The 18,484-nt window shown below is 65.1% G+C and carries 18 protein-coding genes and 5 tRNA genes; 1 reads left to right on the top strand and 22 read right to left on the bottom strand.

Going from position 1 to position 18,484, the window contains the following annotated elements; translation table 11 throughout:
• Nucleotides 1-60 precede the first annotated feature (60 nt).
• The 20 genes from rplK to tatA form a co-directional block, all read right to left on the bottom strand.
• Nucleotides 61-489: a 50S ribosomal protein L11 gene (gene rplK, locus FYJ68_RS01455; protein WP_154433531.1), complete on the bottom strand. Its 429-nt coding sequence runs from the start codon at nt 487-489 to the stop codon at nt 61-63.
• Nucleotides 490-583: 94 nt separating this feature from the next.
• The gene (gene nusG, locus FYJ68_RS01450; RefSeq protein ID WP_154433530.1) at nt 584-1,138 is read right to left on the bottom strand and encodes a transcription termination/antitermination protein NusG; all 555 of its coding nucleotides are present in this window, start codon (nt 1,136-1,138) and stop codon (nt 584-586) included.
• 2 nt (nt 1,139-1,140) lie between these two features.
• The gene (gene secE, locus FYJ68_RS01445; RefSeq protein ID WP_154433529.1) at nt 1,141-1,512 is read right to left on the bottom strand and encodes a preprotein translocase subunit SecE; all 372 of its coding nucleotides are present in this window, start codon (nt 1,510-1,512) and stop codon (nt 1,141-1,143) included.
• 70 nt (nt 1,513-1,582) lie between these two features.
• Nucleotides 1,583-1,658, bottom strand: a tRNA-Trp gene (locus FYJ68_RS01440).
• 16 nt (nt 1,659-1,674) lie between these two features.
• Nucleotides 1,675-1,824 carry a 50S ribosomal protein L33 gene (rpmG, locus tag FYJ68_RS01435; protein ID WP_154433528.1) on the bottom strand — a complete coding sequence of 50 codons (150 nt, stop codon included), beginning with the start codon at nt 1,822-1,824 and terminating at the stop codon, nt 1,675-1,677.
• A 244-nt stretch (nt 1,825-2,068) separates the two neighbouring features.
• On the bottom strand, nt 2,069-3,274 hold the full coding sequence (tuf, locus tag FYJ68_RS01430) for an elongation factor Tu (protein ID WP_154433527.1): 1,206 nt from the start codon (nt 3,272-3,274) through the stop codon (nt 2,069-2,071).
• 81 nt (nt 3,275-3,355) lie between these two features.
• Nucleotides 3,356-3,432: transfer RNA gene (locus FYJ68_RS01425), tRNA-Met, on the bottom strand.
• Nucleotides 3,433-3,450: 18 nt separating this feature from the next.
• Nucleotides 3,451-3,526 (bottom strand) — tRNA-Thr (locus tag FYJ68_RS01420).
• 6 nt (nt 3,527-3,532) lie between these two features.
• Nucleotides 3,533-3,616: transfer RNA gene (locus FYJ68_RS01415), tRNA-Tyr, on the bottom strand.
• Nucleotides 3,617-3,893: 277 nt separating this feature from the next.
• Nucleotides 3,894-3,969: transfer RNA gene (locus tag FYJ68_RS01410), tRNA-Thr, on the bottom strand.
• Nucleotides 3,970-3,982: 13 nt separating this feature from the next.
• Complete coding sequence (locus tag FYJ68_RS01405; RefSeq protein ID WP_154433526.1) at nt 3,983-4,540, bottom strand: NYN domain-containing protein; 558 nt, start codon at nt 4,538-4,540, stop codon at nt 3,983-3,985.
• Nucleotides 4,533-5,468 (bottom strand): 23S rRNA (guanosine(2251)-2'-O)-methyltransferase RlmB, encoded by a 936-nt coding sequence (rlmB, locus tag FYJ68_RS01400; RefSeq protein ID WP_154433525.1) that lies wholly within the window; start codon nt 5,466-5,468, stop codon nt 4,533-4,535. Before rlmB ends, FYJ68_RS01405 begins: the two co-directional genes overlap by 8 nt.
• A gap of 3 nt (nt 5,469-5,471) precedes the next feature.
• The gene (gene cysS, locus FYJ68_RS01395; RefSeq protein ID WP_154433524.1) at nt 5,472-6,953 is read right to left on the bottom strand and encodes a cysteine--tRNA ligase; all 1,482 of its coding nucleotides are present in this window, start codon (nt 6,951-6,953) and stop codon (nt 5,472-5,474) included.
• Nucleotides 6,954-7,022: 69 nt separating this feature from the next.
• The gene (gene ispF / locus FYJ68_RS01390) at nt 7,023-7,529 is read right to left on the bottom strand and encodes a 2-C-methyl-D-erythritol 2,4-cyclodiphosphate synthase (protein ID WP_326832147.1); all 507 of its coding nucleotides are present in this window, start codon (nt 7,527-7,529) and stop codon (nt 7,023-7,025) included.
• The gene (ispD, locus tag FYJ68_RS01385; protein ID WP_326832146.1) at nt 7,526-8,296 is read right to left on the bottom strand and encodes a 2-C-methyl-D-erythritol 4-phosphate cytidylyltransferase; all 771 of its coding nucleotides are present in this window, start codon (nt 8,294-8,296) and stop codon (nt 7,526-7,528) included. The genes ispF and ispD overlap by 4 nt, the downstream gene beginning before the upstream one ends.
• A 38-nt stretch (nt 8,297-8,334) precedes the next feature.
• Nucleotides 8,335-9,411 (bottom strand): DNA integrity scanning diadenylate cyclase DisA, encoded by a 1,077-nt coding sequence (disA, locus tag FYJ68_RS01380; RefSeq protein WP_154433522.1) that lies wholly within the window; start codon nt 9,409-9,411, stop codon nt 8,335-8,337.
• A gap of 104 nt (nt 9,412-9,515) precedes the next feature.
• Entirely contained in the window at nt 9,516-12,110 is a 2,595-nt protein-coding gene (locus FYJ68_RS01375) for an ATP-dependent Clp protease ATP-binding subunit (RefSeq protein ID WP_154433521.1), read from the bottom strand.
• A gap of 419 nt (nt 12,111-12,529) precedes the next feature.
• On the bottom strand, nt 12,530-14,779 hold the full coding sequence (gene lysS, locus FYJ68_RS01370) for a lysine--tRNA ligase (RefSeq protein ID WP_154433520.1): 2,250 nt from the start codon (nt 14,777-14,779) through the stop codon (nt 12,530-12,532).
• A gap of 111 nt (nt 14,780-14,890) precedes the next feature.
• Entirely contained in the window at nt 14,891-15,367 is a 477-nt protein-coding gene (gene greA, locus FYJ68_RS01365; RefSeq protein WP_154433519.1) for a transcription elongation factor GreA, read from the bottom strand.
• 46 nt (nt 15,368-15,413) lie between these two features.
• Nucleotides 15,414-15,755 (bottom strand): twin-arginine translocase TatA/TatE family subunit, encoded by a 342-nt coding sequence (gene tatA / locus FYJ68_RS10530; protein WP_154433518.1) that lies wholly within the window; start codon nt 15,753-15,755, stop codon nt 15,414-15,416.
• A gap of 136 nt (nt 15,756-15,891) precedes the next feature.
• Here tatA and FYJ68_RS01355 point away from each other — a divergent pair, with 136 nt between their 5' ends.
• Nucleotides 15,892-16,710: a spermidine synthase gene (locus FYJ68_RS01355; RefSeq protein ID WP_154433517.1), complete on the top strand. Its 819-nt coding sequence runs from the start codon at nt 15,892-15,894 to the stop codon at nt 16,708-16,710.
• A gap of 13 nt (nt 16,711-16,723) precedes the next feature.
• Here the strand turns inward: FYJ68_RS01355 and yihA are convergent, their stop codons facing one another.
• Together yihA and FYJ68_RS01345 are read right to left on the bottom strand one after the other, a co-directional pair.
• Nucleotides 16,724-17,371 carry a ribosome biogenesis GTP-binding protein YihA/YsxC gene (yihA, locus tag FYJ68_RS01350; protein ID WP_154433516.1) on the bottom strand — a complete coding sequence of 216 codons (648 nt, stop codon included), beginning with the start codon at nt 17,369-17,371 and terminating at the stop codon, nt 16,724-16,726.
• Nucleotides 17,372-17,496: 125 nt separating this feature from the next.
• Nucleotides 17,497-18,456 carry an L-lactate dehydrogenase gene (locus tag FYJ68_RS01345; protein ID WP_154433515.1) on the bottom strand — a complete coding sequence of 320 codons (960 nt, stop codon included), beginning with the start codon at nt 18,454-18,456 and terminating at the stop codon, nt 17,497-17,499.
• Nucleotides 18,457-18,484 lie beyond the last annotated feature (28 nt).

Genomic DNA, 18,484 nt, shown 5'->3' with positions numbered 1-18,484 from the left:
CCTCCTATGTGGTCAAGCGGGCTCATGCCCTCCCACGTAGACGTTACCGGGTGGCGTGTGCTACTCGGCGATGGTGACGCCCATGGAGCGGGCGGTACCTGCGACGATCCTCTTGGCGGCCTCGATGTCATTTGCGTTGAGGTCGGGGAGCTTGATCGTTGCGATCTTGGTGAGCTGCTCCTGGGTCAGCTGACCGACCTTGTCGCGCTGAGGGACGCCAGAGCCGCTCTTGATGCCAAGCTCCTTCTTGATCAGCTGGGCCGCGGGAGGCGTCTTGGTGATGAAGTCGAAGGTGCGGTCCTCGTAAACCGTAATCTCGACGGGGATGATGTCGCCGGCCTTGTCCTTGGTCGCAGCGTTGAAGGCCTGGCAGAACTGCATGATGTTGACCTGCGCGGCGCCCAGGGCGGGGCCGACGGGAGGCGCGGGGTTGGCGGCGCCAGCCGGAATCTGGAGCTTGATGAAGTGGACGACCTTCTTCTTTGCCATCTGTCTCTCCTGACGTGCTGGGGATGGTGTTCTGGTTGCTATCGAAAACCGGCCCCGAGAAGCAATCCTCACCGATTACGGGACCGATGGAACTCTAGGCGATCGTGGTCACCTGATCGAGAGTGAGCTCAACGGGAGTCTCGCGCCCAAAGATGGTGAGCATGACCTTGACCTTGCCGGACTCGGGCATGACCTCGGAGATCGTGCCGTCGAAATCCGCCAGGGGACCAGAGACAACCTTAATAGCCTGGCCCGCCTCAAGGTTCGTGGTGGTCATCGTGCGCTTGGGGGCACCCTGGGCACCGCGACGATTGGTCTTGCGCATGATCTTGTTGAACTCAGAGATGCGCAGGTAGGTGGGCTTGCTGCCGTTGGTACCGGCAAATCCGGTCACGCCAGGCGTGTTGCGGACGACCGACCAGGTGTCGTCGGTGAGCTCCATGCGGACGAGGACATAACCTGGGAAGACCTTGTTCTCCTTGGTCTCCCTCTTGCCACCCTCTTTGATCTCGGTGACTTCCTCGGTGGGAATCTGGATGTCAACAATCTGGTCCTCGAGACCATAGGTCTCGATGCGGTGCTCGAGATCGTTCTTGACCTTGTTCTCGTAGCCGGAGTAGGTGTGAACGACGTACCAGTGCTTAGCCATCTCTACCCCCTAAGGCTCGTGAAACCGATGAGCAGGCTGATGAACCCGGTGTCGACCGCCCACACAGCGAGCCCGAAGACCACGAGCATGAGAATCACAGCCACCGAATAGTCACGGGTCTCCTGCCTGCTGGGCCAGACCACGCGGTGCATCTCGGAGCGGACTTCCCGGAAGTAGGAGCGGATCCTGCCCGGCTTCTTTGCCTTGGCAGGCTTCGTCTCCTTCTTGGCGGTACCAGAAGCAGCGACTGCGTCACTCTTCTTGGAAGCCTTGTCCGCCTTCTCGACGGATGCTGCCTGGGCAGCCTCGCGCTCCTGGCGCTCCCGCTGGCGTGCCTGGCGTGCGCTTCTTTTCTGACGCTCGTTCTTCGGCATCCCTCGTACCCCTTAAAAACGCTCTTCATAGAAACCGGCTAACCCCGAAGGGAAAGCCGGTGATGTTAGCTGGCAGGCCAGGAAGGACTCGAACCCTCAACAAACGGTTTTGGAGACCGCCGCTCTACCATTGGAGCTACTGGCCTGTGTTGTTACCCTACTTTAGCGCGTTTCCTTGTGTAGGGTATGCTTGCGGCACCACGGGCAGTACTTCTTCAGCTCCATGCGATCAGGAGTGTTGGACTTGTTCTTCGTCGTGGTGTAGTTGCGGCGCTTGCACTCGGTGCATGCAAGGGTAACCAGTGTACGCATTGATCCTCCTGTAGTCTGCCGCCGTAAGACCAATGCAACGGCGACGCGATGGAATACGCTACCATCCCCTGCCTATCCATGTCAACAGATGGGTGGTTTGGTAGGCGCCCTCAACAAAACCATCAAAACAAGTGGGTAGCCGAGGGGTACCTCCCTGTGGATGCTCCCTCGCCTCAAGACAAGGAAAGGCCCGATGCCTCTGAAAGACACCGGGCCCCTTGTTAGCGACTAGTTCGCCCTGAGGCTAGTCGATGATGGTGGCAACGCGGCCATCGCCGACGGTGTGGCCACCCTCGCGGATTGCGAAGCGAAGGCCCTGCTCCATTGCGATGGGGTGGATGAGCTCGCAGGTGATGGTGACGTGGTCGCCAGGCATAGCCATCTCGACCTTGCCGCCGTCCTTGTCGGTGAGCTCGGTGATGTCACCAGTGACATCGGTGGTACGGAAGTAGAACTGGGGACGATAGCCGGAGAAGAACGGGGTGTGACGGCCACCCTCCTCCTTGGTGAGGACGTAAATCTCGCCCGTGAACTTCTGGTGAGGAGTAACGCTGCCGGGCTTGCAGAGGACCTGGCCACGGATGACGTCCTCGCGCTTGATGCCACGGAGCAGGATGCCCACGTTGTCGCCGGCCTCGCAGAAGTCGAGCGTCTTGCGGAACATCTCGATACCGGTGGCAGTGGAGGTCTGGGTCGGGCGAATGCCAACGATCTCGACGGGCTCGTTGATCTTGAGCTCACCACGCTCGACACGGCCGGTGACGACGGTGCCGCGGCCGGAGATGGTCATGACGTCCTCGATGGCCATCAGGAACGGCTTGTCGTTGTCGCGCGGCGGGGTCGGGATGTAGGAGTCAACGGTGTGCATGAGCTCGACGATGGAGTCGACCCACTTCTGCTCGCCGTTGAGGGCGCCGAGAGCGGAGCCACGGATGATGGGGATGTCGTCTCCGGGGAAACCGTACTCGGACAGGAGGTCGCGGGTCTCCATCTCGACGAGGTCGATGAGCTCCTCGTCGTCGACCATGTCGCACTTGTTCAGGAAGACGACGATGTACTTAACGCCGACCTGACGGGCGAGGAGGATGTGCTCACGAGTCTGGGCCATGGGGCCGTCGGTGGCTGCGATGACGAGGATTGCACCGTCCATCTGAGCAGCGCCGGAAATCATGTTCTTGACGTAGTCGGCGTGGCCGGGGCAGTCAACGTGAGCGTAGTGGCGCTCCCAGGTCTCGTACTCGACGTGAGCGACGGAGATGGTAATGCCGCGCTGACGCTCCTCGGGAGCCTTGTCGATGTCCTCGAAGGCCTCGTACTTGGCCTTGCAGCCCTCGGTCTCGGAAAGGACCTTGGTGATGGCCGCGGTCAGCGTGGTCTTGCCGTGGTCGACGTGACCAATCGTTCCGATGTTTACGTGCGGCTTGCTACGATCGAACTTCTCCTTGGCCATTGCCGTCCTCCTTAAGAAACAACCTCTCGGCCATTGTGCCCTTATATGTCAAGCGGCCCAGTGACGGGCCGCTAGAACTCCTGGTACCGGTGACTGGATTCGAACCAGTGACATCGCGGGTATGAGCCGCGTGCTCTAACCAGCTGAGCTACACCGGCGTGGTGCCGTCTTGAAAATGGAGCCCGCGACCAGATTCGAACTGGTGACCTCTTCGTTACCAACGAAGTGCTCTACCGACTGAGCTACACGGGCCTGGAATGGTGGGGACGCATGGACTCGAACCATGGAACCCAGAGGGAGCGGATTTACAGTCCGCCGCAGTTGCCGCTGTGCCACGTCCCCATTCCAAATTTTCAAGGTGCCTGCTTGGGTGTTGTCCCTTGCAAGCGGAGTGAATATTACGACGTGGGGATAGGGATGTCAATTGTTTCCACGCAGCCGGGCGTATCCTCCCCACGATTCCTGCACATGCCCAGCTAGATGCATATTTTTTCGAATGCGTGGAAGCCTTCACGGTGCCCGCTTTGCAGGTTGGCGAAAAAATCTTCTTGCGTACTTCCCGAAGCGTCGCCGCGACAAGGAAAAGGCCACGGCGATGCGCCGTGGCCTTTGGCTGCGCTGGAGCTGGCGGCCGGGCTCGAACCGGCGACAACTAGTTTACAAGACTAGGGCTCTACCAACTGAGCTACGCCAGCCTGGGTACGCATTCTAGCGTAAGGGCCCGCGCTTGCCCATGAGGGCCCAAAGCTTCTCCCGATCCTCCGGCGAGAGGCGGTCCTCGACCGTGAGGTGCTGGTGGGTCCTCTCTGACCTCGCCGTCTCCACGTCGTCGGCGAGCACGTCTATGTCCGCCGCCAGCACGTCGCTCGAGAGCCTGGTGACGGGAATCCCGCCCACCGTTGCGCGGATGGTGTTGTCAGACGTCACGACCGTGACGCTACGCATCTGATGGCGCGACTCGGTGACCAGCCTCTCGATGACCGAGTCTGCGCTCTCCCCCGTCTGGGAGAAGACCACGCGTACGCCCGCCGTGCTAAGGTCGGGGCGCTCGGGAGAGAGGTTCCCCGCCGCGTCAAAGACCACCACGGGCTCGTATTTGCCCTGGGCGTAGGCGGCAACGTCCGAGACGAGCAACTCTCTTGCCCAATCGAAGGGGTCGCTGGCGTCGCCGTCGCCCTCGTCCACAAGGGCCATGTACCGAGCCGACTTGAAGATGACGTTGTAGCCATCCACCACAAGCAGCTCGCCCCTGGCAGACTCAGGCATCTGCGCCCTCCCCCCTCGTGGTGCGCCTGAGCCACTCGTACGAGAGGACCGTTGCCGCCTGAGCCACGTTGAGGGACTCCACGCTCCCACGCTGTGGAAGGCGGCACGAGAAGTCGCAGTGCTCCATGACGAGGCGAGACACACCGGACCCCTCGGAACCCATAACGAGGGCTAGCCGCCCCGATAGCGGCGCGTCCCACACATCCTGCTCGGCATGCTCGCTCGCTGCGGCGACCCAGAAGCCCGCCTTCCTCAGCCGGTCGAGCGCGGTGGCCAGGTTTGGCACCTGGGCGATGGGAAGGTGCAGCACGGCGCCCGCGGAGGTCTTGTAGGCCGCCGTACCCACGCGGGCCGAGCGCGCCTTGGGAATCACGACGCCCGCGGCTCCCACGACCTCCGCGCTGCGCACGATTGCGCCAAAGTTGCCCTCGTCGGTGACGTGGTCGAGCACGAGCACGAGCGCGTCTCCCGACCCTGCGTTGGCGATGACCTCGTCGAGCTCGGCGTACTCGAAGGGCTTGGTCTGGAGCACGATGCCCTGATGGGCGCCGTGGGAGCTGAGCGAGTCGAGCCGCGCCCTGGGGACGCGCTCGATGGGAACGCCCGCCTCGTCGAGCCTCCTCACGAGCGACGAGAGCGACTGGTCCGCCTCGGGACCAGGGGAGATGAGCGCACGCTTGATGGGGACGCCCGTCTCCAAGGCCTCGGCGCAGGCGCGCCTGCCCTCGATGACGTCGCCAGTGGGGCGCTGCGCCCCACCCCGGCGCTGCGCCTGGGGACGCCCCGCATCCTGGCGGCGCCCCTGTGGCCGTGCGCCCCTCCCCGAACGAGAGGGCGCGCCCTTGCCCTGCCTGCCAGCCTGCTTGCCGCGGGGGGCCTGACCGCGGGAGCCGGGCCTGCCGCCCCTGCCGTTGGGTCGCGATGCCATGCGCTACTCCCTTCCGGCGCGCAGGCGCGCCCCGGCGGCGGTGTCCTCGACCACGAGCCCCAGGGCCGTGATCCCATCGCGGATGGCGTCAGCCGTGGCCCAGTCCTTCTCGGCACGCGCCCTCTGGCGGGCGTCGAGAAGCGCCTGCGCCGCCTCCTGGGGGTCAGACCCCTCGTAGCCCGCATGCTCACTGGCGAGGTCGACGAGCTCGGGCGGAAGACCCGTCTCGGCAGAGTCGCGCTCGAGGTCGATGCCAAGGACGCCGCACAGCTCGGTGAGGGCATCGGCGGCGTGAAGCGTCACCGCGGTGGATGCCTTTCCCTCGGCCTCGGCCAGGTACTTGTTTGCGGCCGCGACGAGGGAGAAGATCGCGGCGAGGGCGCCGGCTGTGTTGAAGTCGTCGTCCATCTGGGCCGTGAACTCGGCCATCGTCTGCTTGACCGCCGCAGAGAGGGCCTGGTCGGCCTGGTTGAGCTCGCCGTCCAGGGGGGAGTTCTCCGCCGCCCACCGCAGGTTGGCGACGCAGCCGGAGAGCCTGCCGAGCGTGCCCACCGCGCCGTCAAGGCGGTCGTAGGAGAAGTCGAGCGGGGCGCGGTAGTGCGTCTGCAGCATGAGCAGCCTCACCGCGTCCGCGGGGTACTTGTCCAGGACCTCCTTGAGCGTGTAGAAGTTGCCAAGGCTCTTGGACATCTTCTCGCCGTCCACGCGCAGCATCCCCGAGTGGAACCAGTAGTTTGCGAGCGGGGCGTGCCAGGCGCACATGGCCTGCGCGGTCTCGTTCTCGTGGTGAGGGAAGACCAGGTCCTGCCCGCCGCCATGGATGTCGATTGGCGTGCCCAGGTAGCGGTGGATCATGGCGCAGCACTCGGTATGCCAGCCGGGGCGCCCGTCTCCCCACGGGCTGGGCCAGCTGGGCTCGCCGGGCTTGGCGGCCTTCCACAGGGCGAAGTCGAGCGGGTCGCGCTTGTCGGTGTTCTCCTCCACGCGCGCCCCAACCTTGAGCTGGTCGATGTCGCGGCCGCTCAGAATGCCGTAGTGGTTGTCGGACCTGACGCTGAAGTACACGTCGCCGTTGTCCGCAACGTAGGCGTTGCCCTGCTCGATGAGGAGCTTGATCATGTCCTGCATGGCCTCGATCTCGCGCGTGGCGCGAGGGCGGATGTCGGGGTCCAGGATGCCAAAGCGGTGCATCTGCTCGATGAACGCCTTGCTGAACTCGTCGGCGACCTCGGCAGCGGTGCGACCCTGCTCGTTGGCGCGGTTGATGATCTTGTCATCGACGTCGGTGAGGTTCTGCGCAAAGGTGACCTCGTAGCCCTTGTACACCAGGTAGCGGCGGATGACGTCGAAGGCCAGGAAGGTCCTGGCGTTGCCTATGTGGATCTGGTCGTACACCGTGGGGCCGCACACGTACATGCGGACCTTGCCCGGCTCGATGGGCTTGAACTCCTCTTTGCGGCGTGACTTGGTGTTGTAGACGAGCATCTGAATCTCCCTTGTGCGTGCGCCCGAGGGGCGCGTGTGACGTTCTGGCGTTTGGTCGGGACTGCCCCGCTAGTGCGGAACCGCCCCGCCGGTACACTCCCCCAGCTCGAGGAGGGTCACCGCCCAGGCGGCGATTCCCTCCTCCCTCCCAACGAAGCCCAGGTGCTCGGTGGTGGTGGCGGAGAGGCCCACCTGCGACGGGTCGACCCCCATCGCCCGGGCCATGCGCTCCCGCATAGCATCGCGGTACGGGGCGAGCTTGGGCGACTGCGCCGCGATGGTGCAGTCGCAGTCAACGAGGCGGAACCCCCTCTCGCGCGCGAGGCCCGCGACCCGCGTCAGGAGCACCATGCTGTCCGCGCCCTCGTAGGCCGGATCGGTGTCTGGGAAGAGCCCGCCTATGTCACCGGCCCGCATGGCGCCGAGGATGCCATCCATGAGCGCATGGGCGACGACGTCGGCGTCGGAGTGGCCATCCAGCCCGCGATCGGAGGGGATGCGCACCCCACCGAGGACGAGGGGCCGCCCCTCGGCAAATGCATGGACGTCGAACCCGTGGCCGATCCTGAGCGTCACTCTGCATCGCCCCCTTGGGGAACCACGTCGTCGAGCCCGCAGCCCTCCGACATGAGCCGGCGCTCCATGAGGGCCTGGGCAATGACGTAGTCCTCGGGAACCGTGACCTTGATGTTTGCCCGTGAGGTCTCCACGCAGAGCACGCGCCCGCCCCTGCGCTCGATGAGAGACGCGTCGTCCGTGCCCTGGTACGCGTCCCACCGTGCGGCACGGTGCGCCGCCCTGATGGTCGCCGTCTTGAACACCTGCGGCGTCAGGGCGTTCCAGTAGTAGCTGCGATCGGGCGTGGCAACGATGGTCTGGTCCTCCACGAGCTTAAGCGTATCGGTGGTGCGGGCGGCGCAGATGGCACCGCCGAGCGAGGGGTCGTTGCGGAGGGCGGCGATGCATGCCTCCACGTCCTCCGTGGTCACGAGGGGTCGCGCGGCATCGTGTATGGCGACCATCTCGTATTCCGCGGGGACCGCCTGGAGCCCGCTGTACACGGAGTCCTGCCTGGTTGCCCCCGCCGGGGCGAGGGTGACCTGATGCCGGAGGGACACCGCGGGGAGCACGGCGTCGCGCACCTCTCCCCTGCGCTCGTCCGAGCAGACAATCACGATGTGGCCGATGGACGGGGCGCGGTCGAACGCCAGGAGCGACCAGCACATGAGCGGCATGCCGCAGAGGGCGACGTACTGCTTGCCCCTCGGGTCGCCAAAGCGAAGGCCGACCCCGCCGGCAACGATGACGGCGCAGGTGTCTGCCTCCCGAGTTTGCTCCCCCACGCGCGTCGGGCACGTGCACGTGGCTGCGCCCCACTCCCTCATGCCCGCTTCCCCCACAGGCGATACAGGCTGTCGGCGAGGATGTTGGGGTTGTCGACACCCAGGCTGTCGAGACGGGAGGGGTTCTGCTCGATGTCGTCGAGCAGCTGCTGGAGCGAACCGTACTCGTCCACAATCTTGTCCGCCATACCCTCACGAACGACCGAGATGCTCGACAGCGTCCTGAGGCCGAGCGAGGTCATGATGGAGTCCTCGTCCTTGTCGTCGTACCCCAGCATCTCGGCGACGCGCTTTGGCACCCTGAGCTGGTCCTTGTCCGTCTTGTGGAGACGGGCGCGTATGGCCTTGGCGTTCTCCTCGCTGGAGTCGGACGCGTAGTCGCGCACGAGGAGCGTGTACTCCTCGTCCATGTTGCCCATGATCTCGTCCCGCTGCATGGCGATGCTCTTGCCCGAGCTGCCTAGCTGGAGCACGAGCTCGTTGAGCTCCTCCACAACGGTGGAGAGGACCTCGAACAGGTAGATGGTCTGCGAGATGTCCGCGAGGGTGACGTAGTTGTCGAGCTCGAGGGTGGTCAGGCGCAGCAGGTTGCGGTCGAGCTGCGTCCTGGTGGACTGGAGCGAGACAATGAGCTGGTTGACGGTCCCCATGAGCTCCTGCACCGACCTGAGTTGGTGGCCCCTGCCGTCCACGAAGACGTTGACTACCTGTCGGCGCTCCGAGACCGAGATGACGAGGGCTTTGGTGAGCAGGCTCATGCGGGCGGCGGTGCGGTGCCTCATGCCCGTCTCGCTCGTGGGGAGCGAGGGGTCGGGGTTGAGGTGGTAGTTTGCCCGCACGATGCGCGTGAGGTCCTTGTCGATGACGATTGCGCCGTCCATCTTGCTGAGCTCGAACAGGCGGTTTGCGGTGAACGAGATGTCGAGCCTGAAGCCGTCGTCCCCCGCGGCAAGGACGTTGTCCGTGTCGCCGATGCAGATGAGGGCACCCATGTGGCCAGCGATGATCATGTCCAGCGCCACGCGGAGCGCGGTTCCCGGCGCGGTGAGCTTGATGGCCTCACGGAGGCGCGCCGAGCCGTCTGCAGGCTGGGCGTCCTTGCGAGCTGCGTCCATGCTACCCCCTTCAAATAAACGGCCGGCCCGCAGTGCGGACCGGCCGGACTGTCTCTCACAGTATATGACGCTCGCAGACGACTCCGCGACCCCCAAACTCGGGGCTATGCGCCAGAGGCGGCGCTGCCCTCCGGCGACGGCGCCGCGGGCGACCAGTGGTCGCGGGCACGCGGAAGGTCCATGTGGACTCGCTCCGTGACGCTGGGAATCTCGCCCTCGCCACGGGCGAAGGTGAGCCCGTCGTCCCCGGCGTCCACCTGGATGACGTCGCCGGTCTTCCACTTGCCCATGAGCATCTGCTCGGCGAGAGGGTCCTCGATGAGCGTTTGGATGGCACGACGCAGCGGACGGGCGCCATACACCGGATCGGTGCCCTCCTTGGCCACGTAGTCGCGCGCGGCATCGGTGAGTTCGATGGACATGCCCTGCCCCACCAGGCGGTTGCGGAGGTCGACCACCATGAGGTCGACGATCTTTCTCAGCTGCTCGCCCGTGAGGGACTTGAAGACCACGATCTCGTCCACACGGTTGAGGAACTCGGGGCGGAACAGGTGCTTGAGCTCGCCCTCGACCCTGCTCTTGATCTCCTTGTCGGAGAGACCGCCGTTGCCCTGGGAGCTGAATCCCATGGGCGAGGTCTGGGCAATCTCGCGCGCACCGATGTTGGAAGTCATGATGATGACGGTGTTGCTGAAGTCGACCGTGCGGCCCTGGCCGTCGGTGAGACGCCCCTCGTCCAGGATCTGCAGCAGGATGTTGAAAATGTCGGGATGGGCCTTCTCGATCTCGTCGAACAACACGACCGAGTAGGGGCGCCTACGGACGGCCTTGGTGAGTTCTCCGCCCTCGTCGTACCCCACATATCCAGGAGGCGCGCCCACAAGCTTGCTGACCTCATGCTTCTCCATGAACTCAGACATGTCGAAGCTGATGAGGGCGTCCTCGCTGCCAAAGAGGAACTCGGCGAGCGACTTGGCGAGCTCGGTCTTGCCCACGCCGGACGGCCCCAGGAAGATGAAGGAGCCGCCGGGACGGCGTGGGTCCTTGAGGGGCGAGCGACTGCGGCGGATGGCGCGCGAGACGGCCGAGATAGCCTCGTCCTGGCCCACGACGCGCTGGTGCAGCGCGTCCTCGCAGCGCAGGAGCTTGGACGCCTCAGCCTCGGTGAGGTTGGAGACGGGCACCCCAGTGATCTCGCTCACCACGTCGGCGATGTCGGGCTCGTCCACGACCACGACGTTCTTGTCCATCTTCTCGCGCCACTTGGCCTCGAGGTCGTCCCTGCGGGAGGTGAGCTCGCGCTCCTTGTCGCGCAGACGCGCCGCCTCTTCGAACTCCTGGGCGTCCGCGGCCTTGTCCTTCTCCCCCTTGGTGCGGGCGAGCTCCTCGTCCACCTGGGCGAGCTCGGGAGGCAGGCTGGTCTTGTGTACGCGGGTGCGCGCGCCGGCCTCGTCGATGATGTCAATCGCCTTGTCCGGGAGGAAGCGGTCCTGCACGTAGCGGTTTGAGAGCGTCACAGCCGCCGCGAGGGCCGCCTCGGTGTAGCGCACGTGGTGGTGCTCCTCGTAGCGTGACTGGAGCCCGTGGAGGATTGCGAGGGTGTCCTCGGGGGAGGGCTCACCCACGTTCACCGGCTGGAAGCGGCGCTCCAGGGCGGTGTCCTTCTCGATGTGCTTGCGGTACTCGTCCGCCGTGGTGGCACCGATGACCTGAATCTCTCCACGGGAGAGGGGCGGCTTGAGGATCGAGGCGGCGTCGATGGAGCCCTCGGCGGAGCCGGCACCGATGATGGTGTGGATCTCGTCGATAAAGAGAATCACGTCGTTGGAGTCCATAACCTCGGAGATGACCTTCTTCAGGCGCTCCTCGAACTCTCCGCGATACTTGGAACCGGCGACGAGGGACGCCATGTCGAGCGTCCAGATCTGCTTGCCGCGCAGGATGTCGGGCACGTTACCGGAGGCGATGAGCTGCGCCAGGCCCTCAACGACCGCCGTCTTGCCCACGCCCGGGTCGCCCAGGATGAGTGGGTTGTTCTTCTGGCGGCGCGCCAGGACCTGCATCACGCGCTCGACCTCGCGGTCACGCCCGATGACGGGGTCGAGGGCCCCGTCCGCCGCCTGCTTGGTGAGGTTGCGCCCGTACTGCTCGAGCATAGACCCGTCCTCGGACGAATCGCCCGACGTGCCGGGCATGCCAGCGCCGATGAACTGGCCGCCAAAGCCGGCCGTGGGGTCCGACTGCCTGCCCACATCGGGCTGTTCCTTCTGCGAGATCTCTGTCACGGCGTTGCGGATGGCGTCGGCGCTCACGCCCATGCGAGACAGCGCGGTCATGGCGCGCCCGTCTCCCTCCGAGACGATCCCCAGGAGAAGGTGCTCGGTCGCGATGTAGGTCTGGCCGCGTGCCATGGTCTCGCGATACGCGTCCTCGAGCACGCGCTTGGCACGGGGCGTGAACGGGATGTGCCCACCCGAGACGGGTTGGGTGTCCTCGCTCGAGATCTCCTTGATGGTGGCGAGCGTCTCGTCGTAGGTGACATCCAGGCTGGCGAGCGCCCGTGCGGCGATGCCCTCGCCCTCCTTGATGAGCGCGAGCAGCAGATGCTCCGTGCCCACGTACATCTTGCCGAGGTTACGCGCCTCGTCCTGCGCAAGGCTCATGACCTTGCGCGCCTTGTCTGTGAACTTCTCGAACATGCGGGCTATGACCCCCTCGAGTCCTGCGGCCGCCCTCAGGTCCCCGCCCGGCGGGGCGGGGCGACCCTACGTTTGCTTGTTGGTGTTTACCCAAGGCCCCGTGAGGTCAATCCCCACGATCTGTTTGCACGCCTCCCACATTTGGGTGGGATACCGCGCCCGCAAGGCGGAGGGCGGCGGGGCGCGGACATCCCCTTCTTTGACCCCTCCCCTGGCCGAGAGGGGCCTTCCTCTCGGTCAGGGGGGCACACCCTCGCCCCCGCACGACGCGCACCGCTCTTCTATGAGCACTTCTCCACCTTTCGCATTGCCAGGCGCACGCGGGGAATCCGATGTCATCGCAAGTCATCAGAAGACGCCCGCCTCCCAGGGGAGACGGGCGTCCACGTGGTCGCCATGGGGAGCCGCGGGGGCCAGCGCTACTCGGCGGAGCCCTCCGCCTCGTCGCCCTTGGCGTAGATGTCGCCGACCGGGGCGATGGCCTTCATGGCGTCGAGAACCTCGGCGAGCAGGTCATCGAGCTCAAGGCCGTTGAGCTCGGCTCCCATGCGGATGACGTCGCGGTCGCAGCCTGCGGCGAAGCGCTTGTCCTTGAACTTCTTCTTGAGGGACTTGAGCGGCATGTCGGTCACGGAGCCGGACGGCCTCACGCGCGCCGCCGCCTGGATGAGGCCTGACAGCTCGTCGCACGCGAAGAGGACCTTCTCCATCTTGGCCTCGGGCTTGGGGAGGTCGGTGTTGACGTCGGAGTTGTGCGTCTGGATGGCGTGCGCCAGGTAGGGATCGGCACCCGCCTCGGCCAGCAGCTCGGCCGTCTTGACGGTGTGGAGCTGGTCGTCCTGCCACTTCTCCCAGTCGAGGTCGTGGAGAAGGCCAACCTGACCCCAGAAGTCCACGTTCTCGGGATCGTACTTCTCGGCATAGTGGCGCATCAGGCCCTCGAGGGTCTCACCGTGCTTGATGTGGAAGTCGTCCTCGTTGTACTTCTTGAGCAGGTCAAACGCCTGCTCACGGGTAAGCCCGCTCTGTAACTTGGCCACCTTGGCCTCCCTTCCCGCCTCCGCGGAGGCGCCGTTCTCCGCGTCGTCAAGCAGCGCGTCTGCCTCCGCCGCGGCGTTGTCGGTCCTGTCGGGCAGCTGCGAGGCGATGTCCGCCCTGGTGACGACCTCGGGCTTCATCTGCGGGAACAGCAGCACATCGCGAATGGCCGGCTGATCGCAGAACAGCATGACCATGCGGTCGATGCCGTACCCGATGCCACCCGCGGGGGGCATGCCATACTCGAGCGCGCGGACGTAGTCGTAGTCATAGCCCATGGCCTCGTCGTCGCCAAAGCCCTTGGCCGCAACCTGCTCGGCAAAGCGGCCCGCCTGGTCGACTGGATCGTTGAGCTCGCTGAACGCGTTGGCGTACTCGTGGCCGCAGATGACGAGCTCAAAGCGGTCGGTCAGGCGCGGGTCCTCGTCCTTGCGCTTGGAGAGGGGCGAGACCTCCTCGGGATAGTCGCAGACGAAGGTCGGGTTCACGAGCGTACTCTCGCCCAGCTCGTCGTACAGGGTGAACAGCAGCTTGCCCGAGCCCCAGCTCTCCTCCCACTCTATTCCGTTGGCCTCGCAGAGCTGGCGCAGCCGCTCGACGGGGGTGTCCATGTCAACGGGCTCGCCAACCGCCTCGGAAGCAACCTCCGAGAGCGGCACCGAGCGCCACTCCCCGCTCATGTCCACCCGCTGGCCCTGGTAGGTGATGACCTCGTGGCCCTCCTCACAGCCGCAGGCCTCGCGCGCGATGGTCTTGAACAGCCCCTCGGTGAGCCTCTTCATGCCCTCGAGGTCGGAGTAGGCGCAGTACGCCTCCATCGTGGTGAACTCGGGGTTGTGCGTGAGGTCCATGCCCTCGTTGCGGAACTGCCGGCCGATCTCGAACACGCGCTCCATGCCGCCCACGATGAGGCGCTTGAGCGGGAGCTCGGTGGCGATGCGGAGGTAGAAGTCGCGGTCGAGGGCATTGAAGTGCGTGACGAACGGCTTTGCGTTGGCGCCGCCCATGATTGCGTGCATCATGGGGGTCTCGACCTCCATGTAACCGTCCGCCTCCATGTAGCGGCGAATCAGGCTGACGATCTGGCTGCGCTTGCGGAACACCTCGCGCACGTCGGGATTCATGATCAGGTCGACGTAGCGCTGGCGATAGCGCATCTCGCGATCGGTGAGGCCGTGGAACTTCTCGGGCAGGGGACGCGTGGACTTGGACAGCATGACCAGGTGGCTGGGGGCGATGGAGAGCTCCCCACGGCGGGTGCGGATCACGTTGCCAGTGGCCTGGATGATGTCGCCCAGGTCCATCTTGGAGAGAAGCGCCCAGTCGTCCTCGGGAAGGTCATTCACGCGGCAGAAGAGCTGGATCTGCCCCGAGACGTCCTCGAGGACGATGAAGCAGATCTTGCCCTGCTTGCGGAAGGCGCGGATCCTGCCGGCAAGGGTGTAGGTGTCGGTGGTGTCGGTCGCGGGCTCGAGGGAGGCGTAGCGCTCGGCCAGCTCACCGGCGTGCGCGGTCACCTCGCTCCTGATGGGATAGGGGTTGACGCCAGCGTCGATGAGGGCCTGCCTCCTCGCGCGACGCTGCGCGCGCTCGTCGTTGGGGTCTACAGCGATGGTGCTTGTTTCGGACATTGGCTGCTCCTAGGTCTGCCTGCCGCGTGGCTTCGTTCCTCGTCAAATGACAAATGCACCCCACGCCTTACTGCCGAGGGCACGGGGTGCACGCAAGTCTCTGTCTGTTTCCTAGCGGGTAATGTTGGTGATGGTGTACTCACGAACCTTGCCGCTGGGCGTGGAGAACGAGACGCTGTCCCCCACCACGTGCCCGATGAGCACGGAACCCGCAGGCGACTCGTTCGAAATCTTGTGCGAAAGCGAGTCGGTCTCGGTGGTGCCCACGATGGTGAAGGAGACGCGCTTGCCCTTTGCGTCCTCGAGCTCGACCGTGGTGCCGATGGAGACGGAGAGGTGCGCGTCCGCCCCGGCGGCCACGACCTTTGCCGTGGCGAGGATCTGGCGAATCTCGTTGATGCGGGACTCGTTCTGGGACTGCTCCTCCTTCGCGGCGTCGTACTCCGCGTTCTCGGAGAGGTCGCCAAAGCCGCGGGCCTCCTTGATGCGCTCGACAATCTCGTCGTGCTTCTCGCCCTCGCGGAACTCGAGCTCCTCCACCAGACGCTGGCGGCCTTCGGGGGTGAGGATGATTTCCTTCTTGTCCATGCTGCCCTTTCTTCCTTCGTGCAGGGTCCGTGCTACGCGCCTGCGCCTACTCGGCGAGCTTGGCGCCGCACTTGCTGCAGAAGGCGGAGCCGGCAGGGTTCTTGGTCCCGCACTTGGTGCAGAACACGCCGTCCTCGGCCCCTGCCTCGGAGGCGTCGGCATCCTCGTCGGAGTCGGTGGCGACGACATCCTCCACGCTGGCGTCCTCGGCGGGCTTCTCGACCTTCTTGGAGGAGTCCTCCTCGTCGGTGCCCTCCATGCCCTCGCGCACGTTCTTCACCGTCTTGCCAAGCGACTTGCCAAGCTTCGGAAGGTTCTTGGGCCCGAAGATGACCAGCACCACGAGCAGGATGATGATGAGCTCGGGAGCGCCCAGTCCTAGTATCATGTGTTCCTCCTAGAGATACCTCTGCCGAGCGCACGCTGCACCCGACGGTCACGGCAAACGCTAGTATAGCCGAGGCGCCCGACGGTCGATTCCTCGGGTGTTACTTTTACGTTCCTAACACGAAAGCAGGGGTCAAATGCCCAAGCCACTCGTGGCCCTGTTCGTCTTTGTCTGCATCCTCGACGTGATCATCCTCCTGCTGCCGCGCCTCCTCAGGCTCCGCGGGGTGGACATGATCAGGACCAAGTTTGGTCCGGCGCTGGTGTTTGACTCCCCCACCGACGAGGTGGGGACCGTCCGTCTCCTCAATGTGAGGGGGACGTTCCAGAGCGTGAGCTTTGTGGGTGACGACTACGCAGAGCTGGCGTGCATGTACCACCAGTACTTTGCCGAAGTGCTGGACATCGCAGGAGGCGCGGACTCCGCACTGGTCATTGGCGGCGGAGGTTTCTCGTTTCCCAAATGGCTGGTAGCTCACTGCCCCAACACGCGGATAGACGTGGTGGAGGTCGACCCCGCCATCATCCGCATCGCACACCAGAAGTTCTTCCTCGACCGGTTGGAGGAGGACTACCACGCCGAGAGGGACGGGCGGTTTCGCGTCGAATGCGCCGACGGTTGGGCGTACCTCCGCGGAAGCGACCGACGCTGGGACCTCGTGGTGAACGACGCCTTCAGCGGGAAGCGGCCCCTCGGCCCCATGCGGACCGACGCGGGCGCCAGGATCATCCACGAGCACCTCACCGAGAGGGGCATCTACCTGGCTAACGTAATCTGCCCCCTGGAGGGGCGCCGTTCGCGGACGCTGGAGGAGACCGTCCGCACCTTCGCGGAGGAGTTTGCCCACGTATACGTGATTCCCGAGCGGCCCGAGGACCCACGCCACAACGGGGACAACGTCTTTGTCGCCTGCGACCGCGAGCTGGCGATCGCACGTCAATACCGGCGGAAGTAGCGACGGCGCGACCTTACTGCCAGAGGTCCTCTCCCGAAGCCGCATCCACGACCTCGGCGCCCTCGGGCACCTCGGGATCGTCCACCGCACGCTGGATGCGGCGGCGGATCTCGTCGATGCCAAGCCCCGTCTGGGACGAGGTGATGACCATGGCCTCGGGGTCGATGCAAAACTGCCGCGCGAGGCTGGCGCGCTGCTGCGACTGCTTGTTGCGCCCGAGCTTATCTGCCTTGGTGAGCGCCACGATGAAGGGGAGCTCGCGCTCCTGGAGAAAGCCCAGCATCTGGCGATCGAGCTGCTGCGCGTCAAGGCGGATGTCCACGAGGGCAACGACCAGGTTGAAGCTACGGTTCTGCTCAAAGTAGCCACCGATGAGGTTTGACCACCGCTTGCGCTCTGCCTTACTGACCCTGGCAAAGCCGTAGCCGGGCAGGTCCACGAACGCGACCCCGTCGACCTCGAAGAAGTTGACGTTAGCCGTGCGCCCCGGCTGACTCGACACCTTGGCGAGCGCCTTGCGCCCCACGAGCTTGTTGAGCAGGGAGGACTTGCCCACGTTGGAGCGGCCGCAGAATGCGATCTCGGGCTCCGTTGGCTCGGGCAGCTGCTCGGGCTCCCCGTACGATGCCACAAACCTCGCCGTCGAGTACTTGAGTGCCATGGTTCCTCCCCCTGCTCATCTGACAGACCGATTCTATGTGAAGCCGGAGTGCCCGGGGCACAGCGCGTCTCCCCCAGGCACCCCGGCAACAGGGCCCCTCCACAACTATGACTCGCGGGACCACCCTACAGCGTGGAGTCCACGAGCTCGTACTGCGAGCGCAGGACCTCCACCGACCTCTTGAACGCCGCCTCCTCGTCGGGCGCCAGGCGAATCTCGACGATCTCCTTGGCACCCGTGTGGTCCAGAATAGTGGGGACGGAGAGGAACACGCCGTCCACCCCATACTGCCCGGCGAGACGGACGCTCACGGGCATGATCGCGTTGTCGTCGTTGAGGATGGAGCGGGCTATTGCGGTCACGGACGAGGCGATGCCGTAGCAGGTGTTCCCCTTGCGGGAGAAGATGTCCCAACCCGCCTGGATGGTGCTCTTGAGCAGGTCGTCCTTGGTGGTCCCCTTGGTGCGCGACGCGTTATCTGCCAGGACGTCGGTCACGCTCTTGCCGCCAATGGTCGCGGACGCCCACGAGACCACCTCGGAGTCTCCGTGCTCGCCGATGACGTATGCCTGGACGCTGCGCGCGTCGAGGTCGTACATCTGCGCCAGGCGCGTGCAGAGGCGCGCGGTGTCCAGGTTGGTTCCGCTTCCGATGACCTGGTTGGACGGTAGCCCGGAGAGGCGCCAGGCGTAGTAGGTCATCACGTCGACGGGGTTGGAGACCAGAAGGAGGATCCCCGCAAAGCCGCTCTCCATCACGGAGTCCACGATCCCGCGCACCAGGCCCATGGAGGGCTTGAGCATCTGGAGCCTGTCGTCGGAGTCCTTGGGCATGGGGGCGCTCGCGGATATCACGACCATGTCGGCGTCCGCACAGTCCGCGTAGTCGCCCGCGCGGACCTTCATGTTGCGCTCCATGAAATAGGCCGACTGCTGGATGTCCAGCGCCTCCGCCACCGCCTTGTCGCGGTTGACGTCAATGAGCACCAGCTCCTCGCAGAGCTGCTGGTTTGCAAGGCTGTAGGCGGTGGTGGCGCCCACGTTGCCAACGCCCACTATGACGACCTTCGAGCTCCTGAATCCCATGGGGTCTCCTCCCGACGCTTTGCGGGCG

This window comes from Olsenella porci (genome assembly GCF_009695875.1).
Classification (GTDB): domain Bacteria; phylum Actinomycetota; class Coriobacteriia; order Coriobacteriales; family Atopobiaceae; genus Olsenella_H; species Olsenella_H porci.
This window is presented reverse-complemented; position numbering and strand designations above follow the sequence as displayed.